Source organism: Streptomyces sp. NPDC019443 (genome assembly GCF_044389785.1).
GTDB lineage: Bacteria > Actinomycetota > Actinomycetes > Streptomycetales > Streptomycetaceae > Streptomyces.
Window position 1 is genome coordinate 141,634 of the sequence record NZ_JBIRYJ010000015.1, and the last position, 14,831, is coordinate 156,464.

13 protein-coding genes are annotated in these 14,831 nt (G+C 68.0%); 7 read left to right on the forward strand and 6 right to left on the reverse strand.

The annotated features are described in order from the left end of the window. Nucleotides 1-184 precede the first annotated feature (184 nt). Complete coding sequence (locus ACH492_RS32795; RefSeq protein ID WP_398991926.1) at nucleotides 185-640, forward strand: Lrp/AsnC family transcriptional regulator; 456 nt, start codon at nucleotides 185-187, stop codon at nucleotides 638-640. Between the two features lie 45 nt (nucleotides 641-685). On the opposite strand, the gene ACH492_RS32800 is transcribed toward ACH492_RS32795, so the two are convergent. Then, nucleotides 686-1,849 (reverse strand): acyltransferase family protein, encoded by a 1,164-nt coding sequence (locus tag ACH492_RS32800; protein WP_398991928.1) that lies wholly within the window; start codon nucleotides 1,847-1,849, stop codon nucleotides 686-688. Between the two features lie 211 nt (nucleotides 1,850-2,060). On the opposite strand from ACH492_RS32800, the gene ACH492_RS32805 reads away from it, so the two are divergent. Next, nucleotides 2,061-2,513, forward strand: coding sequence for a lamin tail domain-containing protein (locus ACH492_RS32805; protein ID WP_398991930.1), 453 nt, complete (start codon nucleotides 2,061-2,063; stop codon nucleotides 2,511-2,513). 78 nt (nucleotides 2,514-2,591) lie between these two features. Here the strand turns inward: ACH492_RS32805 and ACH492_RS32810 are convergent, their stop codons facing one another. Then, nucleotides 2,592-2,777: a hypothetical protein gene (locus ACH492_RS32810; protein WP_398991932.1), complete on the reverse strand. Its 186-nt coding sequence runs from the start codon at nucleotides 2,775-2,777 to the stop codon at nucleotides 2,592-2,594. A 140-nt stretch (nucleotides 2,778-2,917) separates the two neighbouring features. Here ACH492_RS32810 and ACH492_RS32815 point away from each other — a divergent pair, with 140 nt between their 5' ends. Together ACH492_RS32815 and helR are read left to right on the forward strand one after the other, a co-directional pair. Further along, entirely contained in the window at nucleotides 2,918-4,153 is a 1,236-nt protein-coding gene (locus ACH492_RS32815; protein ID WP_398991934.1) for a glycosyltransferase, read from the forward strand. A gap of 189 nt (nucleotides 4,154-4,342) precedes the next feature. Then, entirely contained in the window at nucleotides 4,343-6,490 is a 2,148-nt protein-coding gene (gene helR, locus ACH492_RS32820) for an RNA polymerase recycling motor ATPase HelR (RefSeq protein ID WP_398991936.1), read from the forward strand. Here the strand turns inward: helR and ACH492_RS32825 are convergent. Then, on the reverse strand, nucleotides 6,477-6,776 hold the full coding sequence (locus ACH492_RS32825; RefSeq protein ID WP_398991938.1) for a hypothetical protein: 300 nt from the start codon (nucleotides 6,774-6,776) through the stop codon (nucleotides 6,477-6,479). The genes helR and ACH492_RS32825 overlap by 14 nt on opposite strands. Here ACH492_RS32825 and ACH492_RS32830 point away from each other — a divergent pair. Beyond that, nucleotides 6,775-7,353, forward strand: coding sequence for a hypothetical protein (locus ACH492_RS32830; protein ID WP_398991940.1), 579 nt, complete (start codon nucleotides 6,775-6,777; stop codon nucleotides 7,351-7,353). The genes ACH492_RS32825 and ACH492_RS32830 overlap by 2 nt on opposite strands. Nucleotides 7,354-7,378: 25 nt before the next feature. Here ACH492_RS32830 and ACH492_RS32835 read toward each other — a convergent pair whose 3' ends face one another. Next, nucleotides 7,379-9,229, reverse strand: a complete 1,851-nt coding sequence (locus ACH492_RS32835; RefSeq protein ID WP_398991942.1) for a sulfatase — start codon at nucleotides 9,227-9,229, stop codon at nucleotides 7,379-7,381. A gap of 401 nt (nucleotides 9,230-9,630) precedes the next feature. On the opposite strand from ACH492_RS32835, the gene ACH492_RS32840 reads away from it, so the two are divergent. Next, on the forward strand, nucleotides 9,631-10,209 hold the full coding sequence (locus tag ACH492_RS32840) for a hypothetical protein (protein ID WP_398991944.1): 579 nt from the start codon (nucleotides 9,631-9,633) through the stop codon (nucleotides 10,207-10,209). Between the two features lie 436 nt (nucleotides 10,210-10,645). On the opposite strand, the gene ACH492_RS32845 is transcribed toward ACH492_RS32840, so the two are convergent. Further along, nucleotides 10,646-11,836, reverse strand: a complete 1,191-nt coding sequence (locus tag ACH492_RS32845; protein ID WP_398991946.1) for an ABC transporter permease — start codon at nucleotides 11,834-11,836, stop codon at nucleotides 10,646-10,648. Beyond that, complete coding sequence (locus ACH492_RS32850) at nucleotides 11,833-12,762, reverse strand: ABC transporter ATP-binding protein (RefSeq protein WP_398991948.1); 930 nt, start codon at nucleotides 12,760-12,762, stop codon at nucleotides 11,833-11,835. Before ACH492_RS32850 ends, ACH492_RS32845 begins: the two co-directional genes overlap by 4 nt. 681 nt (nucleotides 12,763-13,443) lie before the next feature. Between ACH492_RS32850 and ACH492_RS32855 the strand changes: the two genes are divergently transcribed. Next, complete coding sequence (locus tag ACH492_RS32855; RefSeq protein ID WP_398991950.1) at nucleotides 13,444-14,781, forward strand: cytochrome P450; 1,338 nt, start codon at nucleotides 13,444-13,446, stop codon at nucleotides 14,779-14,781. The last annotated feature ends 50 nt before the right edge of the window (nucleotides 14,782-14,831 follow it).

Below are 14,831 nucleotides of genomic sequence, written 5' to 3' on the forward strand. Positions count from 1 at the left end.
GCAGGTGTGGCGGCGAATTTTGGCGAGGCACGCTGCCCGGCCTCGCTCGTGGCCCTGGCCGGGCTGCGCCCCGTGGCTGACCCGGGGATGCCGGAGCAGTCGAACGCAATGATAGGAGCCTTGCTCCGCAATATGATCGCTCATTTTGGCTTCGTTGCAACATGAGCCGGGGGATAATTGCGCCATGGACGGAATTGACCGAGGTATCTTGCGTGAGCTTCAGAATGATGGACGGCTGAGCAATCAGGAGCTGGCGCAGCGGGTGGGTCTGACCCCCTCGCCGTGCATGCGCCGTGTCCGGCAACTGGAACAGGACGGCGTGATCCAGGGCTATCGCGCGGTGATCGACCCGGAGGCGGTCGGCCGGAGCTTCGAAGTCCTCGTCTCCATCGAGGTGAAGCGCGACCGCAAGGTGGTCGAGGCCTTCGAGGCCGGCCTCCAGGACATCCCCGACGTCATCGAGGCGTACCGGCTTTTCGGGAGCCCGGGATGCCTGCTGCGTATCGCGGTCGCGGATCTGCGCGCGTACGAGCGGCTGTGGATCGAGCAGCTGACCGCGTTGTCCGGCGTCACAGAGGTCAACTCGCAGATCGTCATGAAGCGGATCAAGGAGCCTCGCGGTCTGCCCGTGGACGGCTGACGCCTCGCGCTCCGGTCCGCCGGTTCTGATGGGGGCGAGAACACGTCATGCCATCCCGGCACCGGCCCGCGGTTCGGGAACGCGGCTGTCCCCTGTGGGAACACGCGGGCCGGCACTGCGGAGCAAGCGCTCGAGCGGGTGCTCCACCCAGTGATAGGCGCATGCGGAAAGGGCCAGACTGGCCACGATCACCACCAACCACACCTGGGCCGTGTCGAGTACGTCCTCCGGGCGTCCGTACCTCCCCAACCACACCCGGATGACGACCTCGTGGATGAGGTACCAGGCGAACGACCAATGCCCCAGCCGCACTGCCCACGCTCCGCCGAGACCGGTCCTCCGGCCGTCCTGGTCCGCGCGGGCGGCGGCTGCCACAAGCAGCGCGAAGACGGGCGCGGAAAGCAGTTGCGAGGCCTGGTACGGGCTGTACCAGAGGGCGTCGGGAACGGCCTGCGACCAGGGCACCAGCGCGAGGTGCCAGCCGATGGTCAGCACCACGGCCGGCCACAGACCGATGGGCGGCCGCCGGCCGCGGGCCACCGCGAGGCCGGCCACGACACCGAGGAGGAACTGCAGCGTGCGGGTCAACGGCAGATAGTCGAGGGCCCAGACCCGCAGGCTCGGGTCGCCGATCAGGGATCCGCTCAGCCACACGAGGAGGGTGCCCACACAGACCATGACCCAGATCCGGCGGCGGCCGCGGCCTGAACGCAGGGCCGGGAGAGCCATCAGCAACGGGAAGATCAGGTAGAACCATGCCTCGTCGCTGAGTGACCAAGCGGCAGGATTTCCACCCTTCAGCACGGTGTTGTCCGGTATCCAGGCATGGACGAGGAGCAGCGACGCGACCACGGCCTTGGCCGAGACCGCCTTGCCCAGCGCGACCCAAACCCCGACGGACAGCACAGTCGTGGCCGCGAGGAGCGGCCAGATACGGGCGAAGCGCCGCCAGAGAAAGACCCGCGCGGGTACCTGCTTGCCGTCGTACGTCCATGCCATGACGAATCCGGACAGTACAAAGAAGAAGGTCACTCCGCTGCGTCCGTACCAGACGGCCTCGCTGGCCCCGGGTATCTGGCCGACCTGCCGGGACAGGTGGTACAGCACCACCAGCAGAGCCGCCCAGAAACGCAGCCCGGTCAGGGAGGCCAGCCTGTCCCTGCCGGACAGGTCGGCGGAAGATCGGCGGGGGCGGGGCCTGTGTCGCATCGAGTGATTATCGCCAGCGATCAGAGCCCTCTTCACGCAGGCCTGCCCTGCCCGCGCTCGCCTTGCCGGGCGACTTCTCCCGCCTCACCTCACGGGTCCGTAGCGTGTCCCGATTTTTCAACTCCCGCCACAGACGGGCTGGATAGTCCTATTATTGGCGCCTTGCCGGGCCCAATTTGGGGGGTGCCCGGCCTGACCCCGAGGGACGTTCATGCTCCGTACGCGCTCCATAGCCGCTGCCTCGACCATCGTGGCCTTCGCCGGCCTCATCGCCCTGCCTTCGCCTGCGCAGGCGGCCGGCTCGGTCCATCTGTACAAGATCTACTACGACAGCCCCGGCTCGGACCGTGGCGCCAACTCGAGCCTGAACGCCGAGTACGTGCAGATCCGCAACACCACCGGCGGTGCGGTCAGCCTGAAGGGCTGGGTGCTGGTCGATGCGAAGAACCACAAGTACACCTTCGGCACCTTCACGCTCGCCAAGGGCAAGACGGTTACGGTGCGCACCGGCAAGGGCACCAACACTGCGGCCAACCGCTACCAGGGCCGCTCGTGGTACGTGTGGAACAACGACAAGGACACCGCCACCCTGAAGAGGGCGAACGGGACCAAGGTCGACACCTGCTCCTACAACTCGACCCGGGTCGACTACAAGATGTGCTGACCGGCGGCCGGGCGCCGCAGCGGCCGATGGGCTCCGCCCCGAGGGAAGCCGTCGGCCGCAGTCGGGCGGCGTCGCCCGTCAGGGCGTCAAGGTCGCTGATTCAGGCTCGCCCGCGTCCTTCGCCATCTGCGCCTGCAGCCGCGAGTGGTGGCGGCTGTACAGCACATACACCGCCAGGGCCACAGCAATCCAGCAGGCGAACATGGCGTACGCCCGCCGTACGCGGCGGCGTGCCGCCGCTTCGCGAGGAGGCTGTCCGTCCACAGCGGACGATGAAGGGAAAGGGGAGTACCCACTCCTTTCCACTCTCAACGTATAGCGCACCGGGGGGCTTGCGGCAAGACCCGGGTCGTGCCGCAGAATCGCGGGCCGAGGCCAGAATCTACGGAAACGAGAGTCACGAAATGCGTGTGTTGTTGTCGACGTACGGGTCGCGCGGGGACGTCGAACCGATGGTGGGACTCGCGGTGCAGTTGCGGGCACTCGGCGCGGAGGTGCGGGTGTGCGCGCCGCAGGACGAGGAGTTCGCGGCGCGGCTGGCCGCTGTCGGCGTGGAGATGGTGCCGGTCGGCTCGCCGGTGCGCGCGATGGTGACCGCGGCGCCGTCGGCGGCGGGCATGCCACAGCGCGCGGCCGCGTTGGTCGCCGCGCAGTTCGACGCGGTCGCCGTGGCGGCCGAGGGGTGTGATGCGGTGGTGGCGACCGGCTTGATTCCGGCCGCGGCCGCCGCGCGGTCTGTGGCCGAGAAGCTGGGCATCCCCTACGTGTTCGCGGCCTTCTTTCCGTCCTACCTGCCGTCGCCGCACCACCCGCCGCTCGCGTGGCCGGGCCGGCCGCTCCCACCGGACGTGACCGACAACCGGGAGCTGTGGGACCTGAACACCGAGAACATGAACGCGTTGTTCGGCGAGGCGATCAACACCCACCGGGCGTCGATCGGCCTGCCACCGGTGGACAACGTCCGCGACCACGTCTTCACCGACCAGCCGTGGCTGGCGGCGGACCCGACCCTGGGTCCGTGGCTGGAGCCGGCGGACCTCGACGTGGTGCAGACCGGCGCGTGGATCCGGCCGGACGAACGCCCGCTCCCGGCAGGGTTGGTGGCGTTCCTGGACGCCGGCGCACCACCGGTGTACGTGGGCTTCGGCAGCATGCCCATGCGCGACTCGGAGGATGTCGCCGGGGTGGCCATCGAGGCGGTACGCGCGCAGGGCCGCCGCGCACTGGTCGGGCGCGGCTGGGCCGACCTGGCCCTGATCGACGACCAGGACGACTGCTTCGTCGTCGGCGAGGTCAACCAGCAGGCACTGTTCCGTCGGGTGGCTGCCGTCGTGCACCACGGCGGCGCGGGTACGACGACGACGGCCGCCCGGGCCGGCGCGCCTCAGGTGGTGGTACCCCAGATGGCGGACCAGCCGTACTGGGCCGGCCGGGTGGCGGACCTGGGCATCGGCGCGGCACACGAGGGTCCGACTCCGACTTTCGAGTCCCTGTCGGCCGCGCTCAGGACGGCCCTGGCCCCCGAGACCCGCGCACGGGCGACCGCCGTGGCCGGCGCGATCCGCACCGACGGGACGACGGTGGCCGCGGAGCTGCTGCTCGACGCGATCAGCCGGGAAAGGCCGCCCGTGTTCGCGTGAACCACACGGGATCGTCGAGCCAGGACCCAGAACGCGAGAACCTGCAAACCCTGGCGACCTGAACCGACAACGGCCACGGGGTCCACGTCAGGCGGAGCGTTGCTCGTCATGGCCACCAGGTTCGTCACGCTGTCCAGGCGTCTTGCTGCGCGCAATGGTCGCAAGCGGCCTCAGATCGGAGCCTATGAAGTGAACCCCCTGACTACCAGCGCGTTTGACCTTCCCGACCACCTCTCTCCCAAAGCCGACCCGACGCTGATCGCCGGCGATGAGCGGCACTTCGCGGCCATCGCGGATTGCCTCGAGCAGTCGATCGCCGATCTGTCCGACCGCCTCGATGCCGAGCTCAAGGCGCCCGGCGGCGTAGGCCGGCAGGCGATGGACCGGGACATGGAGATCCACCGGCTGACCGCTCGCCTGCGCGCACTGCGTCGCTTCGGTCTGGATCTGTGCCTCGGACACATGGTCGGCGCAGACAACCCCGAGCCCGTGTACGTCGGACGGCTTGGCCTCAAGGACAGCGCGGGTCGTCGGCTGCTGCTCGACTGGCGTTCCCCCGCGGCTGAACCGTTCTTCGGAGCCACCCACGCCAACCCGATGGGTCTGGCAAGCCGTCGCAGGTATCGCTGGACCCGCGGCCGGACCAGCGACTACTGGGACGAGGTGTTCACCTCGGACGGGTTCGTCGGGCACGCCGCGCTCGACGACCAGTCCGCCTTCATCGCCAGCCTGGGCAGCAACCGGTCGCCACGGATGCGAGACGTGCTCGGCACCATCCAGGCCGACCAGGACGCCATCATCCGCGCGGGATCCCGCGGCGCTCTCGTCGTCGACGGCGGTCCGGGTACGGGGAAGACCGTCGTCGCTCTGCACCGCTCCGCCTACCTCCTCTACTCCGACCCTCACCTCGGTCACCGCCGGGGCGGCGTGCTGTTCGTCGGTCCGCACCAGCCCTACCTGGGCTACGTCGCCGACGTCCTTCCCAGCCTCGGAGAGGAGGGCGTGCAGACCTGCACCCTGCGGGACCTCGTCGCCGAGGGAGCCGGAGCAGCGATCGAAGCCGACCCGAACGTGGCCCTCCTGAAGTCGTCCGCGAACCTGGTGAAGGCGATCGAGCCGGCCGTCGGGTTCTACGAGGAGCCGCCCACCAAGGGGATGACGGTCACGACCCACTGGTCCGACATCTGGCTGAGCGCCGACGACTGGGCCGCGGCGTTCGAAGCAGCAGACCCTGGTACTCCGCACAACGAGGCGCGCGACCAGATCTGGGAGGAGCTGGTCACGATCCTGGTGGACAAGCACGACGGCGACGCCCCGGCCGACCTGCTCCGCACGTCGCTGCTGCAGAACAGGGAGCTGCTCACGACCTTCAACCGCGCGTGGCCGCTGCTCGAAGCGGCTGACCTCGTCGGAGACCTGTGGTCGGTACCCGCCTACCTGCGGAAGTGCGCTCCCTGGCTCAGCCCCGATGACGTGTCGCAGCTGCAGCGGGGGGATGCCCAGGCCTGGACGGTGTCCGACCTGCCGCTCCTGGACGCAGCACGGCAGCGGCTCGGCGACCCGGAGGCGTCACGACGTAAGCGTCGGCACAACGCCTCTGTCGCCGCCGAACGCGAGCACATGGCCAACGTCATCGACGCCCTGCTTGAGGCCGATGCCGACGGTGAAGGTGCGGTGACGATGCTGCGCGGACAGGACCTGCAGGACACCCTGGTCGACGAGACCGCATCGCCCGGCACCGAACCGGACCTGCTCGCCGGCCCGTTCGCGCACATCGTCGTGGACGAGGCTCAGGAACTGACCGACGCAGAGTGGCAGATGCTGCTGCTCCGGTGCCCGTCCCGGAGCTTCACCATCGTCGGGGATCGTGCCCAGGCCAGGCACGGGTTCACGGAGTCGTGGCAGGAACGGCTCGAGCGGATCGGGCTCGACCGGATCAGCCTGGCCACCCTGAGCATCAACTACCGGACGCCGGAGGAAATCATGGCGGAAGCCGAGCCGGTCATCCGGGCCGTGCTACCGGACGCCAACGTGCCGATCTCCATCCGCAGCAACGACGTCCCTGTCGTACACGGATCTGCTTCGGATCTGAGCTCGATCCTCGACACCTGGCTCGCCGCACATGCCGACGGGATCGCCTGCGTCATCGGCGATCCCACATTCCGGGCGACGTCCCGCGTCCGGTCGCTGACCCCGGAGCTGTCGAAGGGGCTCGAGTTCGACCTGGTCGTCCTCATCGACCCAGATGCGTTCGGCAAGGGCATCGAAGGAGCGGTCGACCGCTATGTCGCGATGACCCGAGCGACCCAGCAACTCGTCATCCTCACGGGCTCCTGAGCTCGCGCAGCAATTCCTCGGCGATCCTCAGGTGCCGGTGGCCCGGCTCCAGGATGCGGCGCGCGCTCTCCGCTTCGCCCATGAAGAAGGCGAGTTGGTGCCGGGCGGCCAGGGTGTCGAGGTGGCCCGGCCCCAGGGCGGCGCTCCGCTGCCGGGTGATGCGCTCCAGTGCCGCGACCGCCCGACGTGGCTGCCCCGGTCGCCGCCGCCCCGTCCGTCCAGGTACGGCGTATGCAGGTCGCGCAGCCAGTCCCGGGTCAGTTGTACAAGGAAGGTGAGCTGTCATGCCCGAGGGCAATCCCACTGTGCAGTCCCAATATGCCAAGCAGGTCGATGCCGATGTGGAGCGCAACAGCAGAGAACAAGAACACATCAGGTCCGAGGCCGCCGCTTTGCAGGCCCAGCTTGAGGCACTCCAGAAAGACCACGAGCTGCTGGTGAGTTTGCAGGCGACCCTGGGCACTCCACCCGTGAAGCAGGCCAAGGCGGCCAAGACGGCGACGGTTCCAAGGGCACGGCGCACAAAGACAAGCACCGACACCGACAAGCGCCCCAGGAAGACGGCAAAGCCGAAGACCGAAGCGAAGGCGAACAAGACCGCGCCTCCACTGCGGGAACTCGTCGTCGCCGTCCTTGCCCGGCACCAGGAGCCCCGGTCGGCAGCCGAAGTCGCCCAAGAGCTGGCACAGACACATCCCGAACGCACGCAGAGCGTCACGGTAGTTCGCAACGCCCTCGAAGCATCAGTGGCCAAGAACCAAAGCGAGCGAAGCAAGCAGCAGAAGTCCGTCTACTACAGCACCATCAAGAAGGAGTCTGCAGCGGAAGAGCCGGCTGCTGCGCGGAGCACGGTGGACGCGTAGCCGCCCCTTGGTGTGCCCCCGGCGGTTACGGCCTCGGCGGGGACGGGCTGGGGCCGGGCTGCGGGCCGTAGGCAGTGAGGAAGCGGTCGCGGAAGGTGTCCATCCGCCAGACCGGGGCCTTCGGGCCGGGCTTCAGGCCGTCCTGCCAGCCCCAGCTGGAAATCTGGTTCATGACGGCCGGATCGTGGGCGACGATCGCGATCGGTACGTCCCGGCTGGCGTCCTCGCCGGTGACTATCGGGGCGGGCTGGTGGTCGCCGAGGAAGACGAGGACGGTGTCGTCGTCGCCGTACTTCTCCACGTAGGAGATGAGGCTGTTCAGTGAGTACTCGATGGAACGCCGGTACTCGGTCCGCACCTTTTTGGGGTCCTTCCACACCTCTTTGGGGTCCTTGCCCGCCTTGTTGATGGCGTCGTAGACCGAGCCGTCACCGACCTCGTCCCAGCCGATCATCTTGGGGATGGGCGCCCAGGGGTTGTGGCTGGAGACGAGGATGATCTCCGCCATCATCGGCTCGCGGCCCGGCTTGCCGTGCTCCAGGCGTTCGAAGGCGGACAGGCTGTACTGGTCGGGTACGGGTGCCCAGCTGAAGTTCGGGCCTTTGTACCCGAGGTACCGGGAGTCGTAGATGCTGTCGAGGCCGTAGAACTGCCCTTCCGGCCAGGCCCGGGTGACGCCCGGCATGATGCCGACCGTCCGCCAGGCGCCTGCGCGCTGGAAGGCGCCGGTGAGGGCCATGCGGTCGCTTGAGGTGACGCTGTCGTAGCGCTTCTGGTTCTTGATCCACAGGCCGGACATGAAGGTGGAGTGGGCCAGCCAGCTGCCGCCGCCCGCCGTCGGAGAGGTGAGGAAGGCGCTTTGGGAAGAGAACCCTGCCGCGCGCAGCCGACTGGTCCCGTCCGCGAGCAACGCGCCGACCTGGGATGCCATCCGCGGGTCCTCGACCGCGCTGCGGCCGTAGCTCTCGATGAAGGCAAAGATGACGTCCTTGCCGCGCAGCCCGGTCAGCAGCTGGTCGGCCGGGGTGTCGCGGAAGTCGTCGGCGGCGGCCTCCTTGGCGAACTCCCGCTCGTCCTTCAGGCCCGCACTCACCTGGCGCGCACGGTCGTGGACGAGCTCGGCCGTGCTTCTGGAAGCGAGCGGTGCGCCGGCTATCTGCACGCCGAGCGCCGCGCAGGTGATCCAGACGGTCCCGAGTACCAGGAGGGTACGGGTCGCAGCGGCTCTGAGCCGGACGATGAGGTGGCTCAGCCGGACAACCGCCAGCGTCATGAGGACGAGCAAGGCGAGGACGAGGACCACGACCCCGATGACGGCACCGATCGCGCCTGCCTGGCCGACCGAGTCCCCGAGGAACGCCTCGGCGTCGTCGAACAGGATCCAGTCGAGCATCGGGTCGAAAGGCCGGTCGAGAGCCGAGTGGAAGCCGATGTCGAGGAACTTCAGGATGGTCAACAGGCCGAGTCCCACCCCGGCGAGCACAGCCACCACCTTTTTCGCCTTCGGGGGCAGGACGAGCAGCAACGCGGCGCCGAAGATTCCCTCCACCGGGATGCGTGCGAACGCGCTGGGCGTGAGGCGGGTGGGCTCGTTCGGCAGGAGGAGGGCGAAGAGCACAAGCACGGCGGCCAGGGCAGTGGTCACCCAGGTCATGGTCCGAGCCGCGGTCGGGTGCTTGCCCCGCCAACCGCCGCCTGCGACAGCCTCGTCCGCGTCGTCACCGGCGGCGTCACCTGCGGTGGTGTCCTCACCAGCGCCGGTGCCGTCACTCGCGGCGGCGTCCTGACCCGCGGCGGTGTCCCCCGACGGCAGGCCCTCCTCCGTGGGTGCCTTGTCCGTATTCGGCAGCTGACGAGAGCGCGTGAAGAGCGACAACCCGAAGGTCCTTCCGTGCGAAGCCCGGTGGTGGCACGACGGACCAGGCTCGGGAGGTCGGGGCCGCCGTTATCAGTACGGCTTGCAGGCGGCTTCAGTTCAATCACCAGGGTCGCCCGCGCGGGGAGCGTACGCCGGTGAGGGTCAACCCGGCCACCGGCGAGTGCCCCGCGACCGCGAGGTGGCGGGTCGTGGTCGACACCGACGACGAGTGCCCCGATCTGCCGCTCCCCGACGAGCAATTCGGCAGGCTGGACACGCTACGGGGGACTGGGCGCCGACGGCACTTCACTCGTGCCGGCCGGACAGTACGAGACTGACCAGCTACTTCACCGTTCTATAAACGAGGTAAGTGTGGGTAGCATCCGGCATCAACACACCCACGAGGAAAGAGAGCTGTCGTGCCGGAGGACAACCCCACCCTGAAATCCCAATACGCGAAGCAAGTCACTGCCGACATCGAGGCCAACACGAGGGAACAAGAACGCCTCAAGTCCGAGGCCGCCGCACTGCAGGACCAACTCGAGGCGCTGCAGCAGGATCACGAGCTGCTGGTGAGCATGCAGGCGGCCCTGGGGACCGTCCCCGCAAAGGAGACCACGGCGGCAACGACCTCAGTGGTTCCCGGCGCGCGGCGCGCCAACACGGTTGCCGGCAAGGGAAAGCGCCCCAAGAATGCGCCAAAGCCGAAGGCACATGCGAAGACAGATGCGAAGGCACAACCTGCCGGGCCGCCGCTGCGCGAACTCGTCGTCGCCTTGCTCGCCGAGCACCAGGAACCGCGGTCAGCGGCCGAAGTCACCAAGGAGCTGGCGCAGGCACACCCGAAGCGCACGGTCAACGTCACACTGGTGCGCAACGCCCTGGAAGCATCGGTCGCAAAGAACCAAAGCGAGCGCACCAAGCAGCAAAAGTCCGTCTATTACAGCGCTCTCACCGGCAATCGCTCCGCGGAACAACCGGCTCCTTCGGCTGGGTGAGACCTGGGTTGCGTTTGGGCTTGAGGTCCCGTCGGAGTTTCGCAGACACGGGCCTGCGTCGCGGCAGCCAGTGCAGTGCGGCATGGTCCGAGCGGACACGTTCACGGGCCCGAGGTGCCAGGGGTTTTCGTGCTGCGGGTGTGGTAAGTCGCCAGCCCCCACTGGTGATCGACGATGAGTATCAGTCCGTGGTGGGTGAAGACGGGCAGTAGCCGTTGGATTCGGGCTTTGAGTGCCCGAAGTGTCATGGGGAGGCAGGGTGTTCCCGGGAGCAGTCCGAGGCGGTGGCAGCAGAGGGAGGCCTGCGTTTTAACTCGTTGCCTCTGCCGGGCGCTGCGGGGCGCTGCCGGGCACCGACCATCTCGGCCCAACGGCACGGAGCCGTACGCCAGACCTGCGCGTACGGCTCCGTGTGTGTTGCCTGTTGCGTGCGGGGTTACGTGTCGTCCCAGCTGAAGAAGCGCCAGGCGATCGCGGTCACTACGGCACCGAAGAGCAGCATGCCGCCCATCGTCGGCAGCACGTCCATGACTCCGCCGCCACGACTGAGCACGGATTCGCTGCCCGTCACCAGGTACCGCAGGGGCATCACGGAAGCGATCCCCTGCAACCAGCCCGGGGAGTCGTCGAGCGAGAAGAACGAGCCGGACAGAAACGACATCGGCAGCACCAGCAACTGCGCGAGGCCGCCGGCCGACTCTTCGGTCTTCGTGACCGCACCGACCAACAGGCCCATCGACATGAGGGAAAGGGTGGCGCAGGCGATCAGTGGCAGGATGAGCCACCAGTTGCCGGTGAGCTGGAGCCCGAAGAAGGGCAGCGTGGACACGCCGAGGAAGAGCGCCGTCTGGCTGAAGGCGATGAACAAGGTCACGCCGACCCGGGAAGCCACGACCGATCCCGCGCTGATCGGGGACAGTCTCATCCGTCGTAGCACCTGCTTGCGGCGCAGGGACACCAGCGTCAGTGCCGTGCTGAACACCGCGCCCGAGGCGATCGCCCAGCCCAGCAGCCCCGGGGTGATGTACTGGATGGGCTTGAGGGACTCGTCCTCGACCTTCTGACTGCTCAGGGTATAGGTCGGCGGCTTGCCGGTGGCGGCCACATTGGCCCGCTCCAGCAGCGTGTTGACGGCTCCCCGGACCGTACCCGCCTTGACCTGGTCGGTGGCGCTGTAGTGGAGCACGACCGTGCCACCGGGACCCTGTTTGATCAGTGCGTCGTAGTCGCCCTTCTTGACCTTGGCCAGCGCTTTTGCCTCGTCCGTCACGCGAGTAATGCTGAGCACCTTGTCCAGCTCTGCGCGGTCCTTGCCCCGCACGGCGTCCAGCACCTGCACGGTGCCGACTTCCGCGACCTTGGCGTGCCCGGTCGTTTCTCCTCTGAAGAGGGTGCCGAAGAGCAGCAGGAACAGCACAGGAAAGACGATCAGGAAGAAGACCGCTCCCTTGTCCCGGGCGAAGACCAGGTACATCACGCGGGACAGCTCACGGAAGGCGCTGAGCCGCTCGGCCTTCTTCCGGTCCGACCCCGATCCCCGCCCCGGCGCTGTACGCCTCTCCGGCGCCAGGTCCGCCTGCCCCTGCGTTCCCTCGGCGGTCGCCTCCTCGGTGTGATCGATGCTCACGTGCGCAACTCCCGTCCGGTCAGCTGGAGGAAGACGTCCTCCAGGGTTGCGCCGCGTACCTGCAGGCCCCGCAGCGCGCCCTGGGCGGCCAGGACCGACAGCACCGGCCCGGGCACCCGGGTGGACAGCGTCAGTGACACGCCGTCGTCCTCCACCGCCGAGATCTCGGCGTTGCCCGCGGCGAGGAGTTCACGCACGGCATCGGTGGAGACCAGTCCGGACTCCACGCTCACGCGCACCGTGTCGTCCAGCTCCCGGACCAGGGCGGCCGGGGGGCCGGTCCTGAGCACCTTGCCGTGGTCCATCACCGACACCCGGTCGCAGAGGATCTCTGCCTCATCCATGTAGTGCGTGGTGAGGACCACGGTGCGGCCCTCCCGGTTGATGTCGCGCAGGAGATCCCACAGGTTGCGGCGGGACTGGGGGTCCAGGCCGGCGGTGGGCTCGTCGAGGAAGACGAGTTCCGGGTTGTGCACCAGACCGCAGGCGATGGACAGCCGCTGAGCCTGCCCGCCGGAGAGTTTCTCGGCGTGGATCCCGGCGAACTCCGAGAGCCCCACCCGCTCCAGCCACATGTCGGCCTCGCGGGCGCTGATGCGGTAGAAGGAGGCGAAGAGGCGGATGGTCTCGCGTGTGGTGAGCCGTTCGTAGAACGACGAGGCCTGGAACTGCACACCGATACGCGGCAGCAGCTTGGTGTTGCGGGGCCAGGGGCTGAGACCGAAGAGCTCGATACGGCCCTCGTCGGGTTCGCGGACGCCTTCGAGTATCTCCAGGGTGGTGGTCTTGCCCGCGCCGTTGGGGCCGAGAATGCCGTAGAACTCACCGGTCTCGATCGTCAGTGACACCCCGTCGACGGCCTGGATGTGCCCGTAGCGTTTCTTGAGATCCTCCGCCTTGATCGCCGCTTTGACCGCGGCTGTCATGACGCGCCGACCGGAACGGGGCAGTCGTGCTCCGCAGGACGGTCCGAGAGTTTCTGCAGGTCCATCACTCGACGTCGCTCTCTTCGTGGTCGGTGGGGTTCGGCTGCCGGCGAACCAGGGCGTCCGTCCGAGTGCCGGCTTCCGGTGGGCCAAGCCGAGGCGAGGAGCCGATCGGCGGTGGGACGGCCCCAGCCCAGCACGGTTCGCGGAACTCCGGCCAGCGGCAGCCACGAACTCTAGGGAATTGCTGGAACGCCATCGGCCCGTCGAACCGGGCCGGGCCGCACCGGCATCCGTCGGCTCATCAGGCCCGGCCCGGTTCTCACGTCGACCTTGGCCGGGGGCGCCCGAGGGCGCGATGGAGCCACCGCCGGGCGCGATGTAGCCACTGCCGGTGCTTCGTTGCCCGGATTTCCCTAGACAACCCCGGACGGCATACGCCGCGTCAGGACGGCGGTGCTAGCGTCCGAACCCGTTCGGCCGCGCGAATCTCCGATTCCCGGTCGTGGCTGCCAGACCTACGTCTTTCCGCATGCCCGTTCCGGCGCATCGAGGGCCGCCCCGGTCTGCCTCCGTCAACATCAGGAGACACCTGTGACTGATGTCCAGCCCGCTCCCGACATTCCCGCTGCCACCGAGCCGGTTCCTATCGGCAAGGTGAGGCTCAGGGACTTGCGCAGAATGACGGCTCATGTACCGCGCTTCCTCACTGGTTTGCGTGAGGAGTACGGGCCGATCATGCGCATCCCGTTCGGGAATCAGTACGCCTTCGTAGTCAGCGACCCCGACGTGGTCCAGGACGTGATCATCGCGTCCAGTCGTAGGTTCGACAAGGATGCCCAGAAGGTCGGACCGGGTCCCGACGACTGGGGATCGACCCTGGAGAGGGTCCTGGGCAAGGGATTGGTCACCAGCGCGGGCGACTATCATCGCAAGCAGCGCCGGCTCATTCAGCCGGTTTTCCATCGGCAGCGGATCGCGGGGTACGGCGAATCGTTTGCCAAAGTTGCTTCGGAGGCCGTCGACAAGTTCTCCGACGGAAAGCAACTGGACTTTCAGGAGGCGATGTACGAGCTGGCTCTGGGCATGGTGACCAGGACCCTCTTCGATGTATCACTCGACAGCAATGTCGCATCGACCATCCGCACGGCGTTCCCCCGCAAAGGCGGGCCCCTGCGGTGGGAGATGAGCCCCATCTGGAAGTTCCTGCTGTACCTGCCGCTGCCGGCGAACCGTCAGTTCAAGCGCGGCCTGAGCAACGTCGACGCCATCCTCTACGAAATGATCGAGGAACGTCGCCGAGGATCCGGCGACGGCGAGGATCTGCTGTCAGTGCTCCTCACCGTGCAGGATGCCGACACCGGCGAGAAGCTGGACGACAAGGAGCTGCGCGACGAGGCGATGACCCTGCTGATGGCCGGGCACGAGACCTCGTCCGGAGCCCTCACCTGGGCCTACTACCTGCTGGGCACCAATCCCGAGGCGAGGGAGCGGCTGCACGCGGAACTGGACGAGGTGCTCGGAGACAGGCTGCCCGAGGTCTCCGACCTGCCACGGCTGAAGTGGACCGATGCGGTGTTCACGGAGGCGCTGCGGCTGTATCCCCCCGCCTGGATCCTTGTCCGGCGCGCGGTGACCGAGTTCACCGCTCACGGATACCGGATTCCGAAGAACAGCGTGATCATGGTGAGTCCCTACATCGTGCACCGCGACCCGCAATGGTGGCCGGAGGCCGAGCGCTTCGCCCCGCAGCGGTGGGTCGACTCCGATGACGGTGACCCGCTGAGTGGCCACGCGACAGCTCCCGGACGGCCCAAAATGAGCTACCTGCCCTACGGCGCCGGACCCCGGCAGTGCATCGGCAACTCCTTCGCGCAAATGGAAGGTGTCATGGCGCTGGCCACGCTCAGCAGGAAGTGGGAATTCGAGCCGGTCGGCCCGCCCCCCACCCGGGTGACGAGCGACATCACCCTCCAACCCCGGGGCGGCCTGCAGATGATCCCGCGGCGCCGGCGCTGACCGAAAGCCGTCCGGCCACGTCAAACAGTAGGGGTACCCCTAGATGCCCC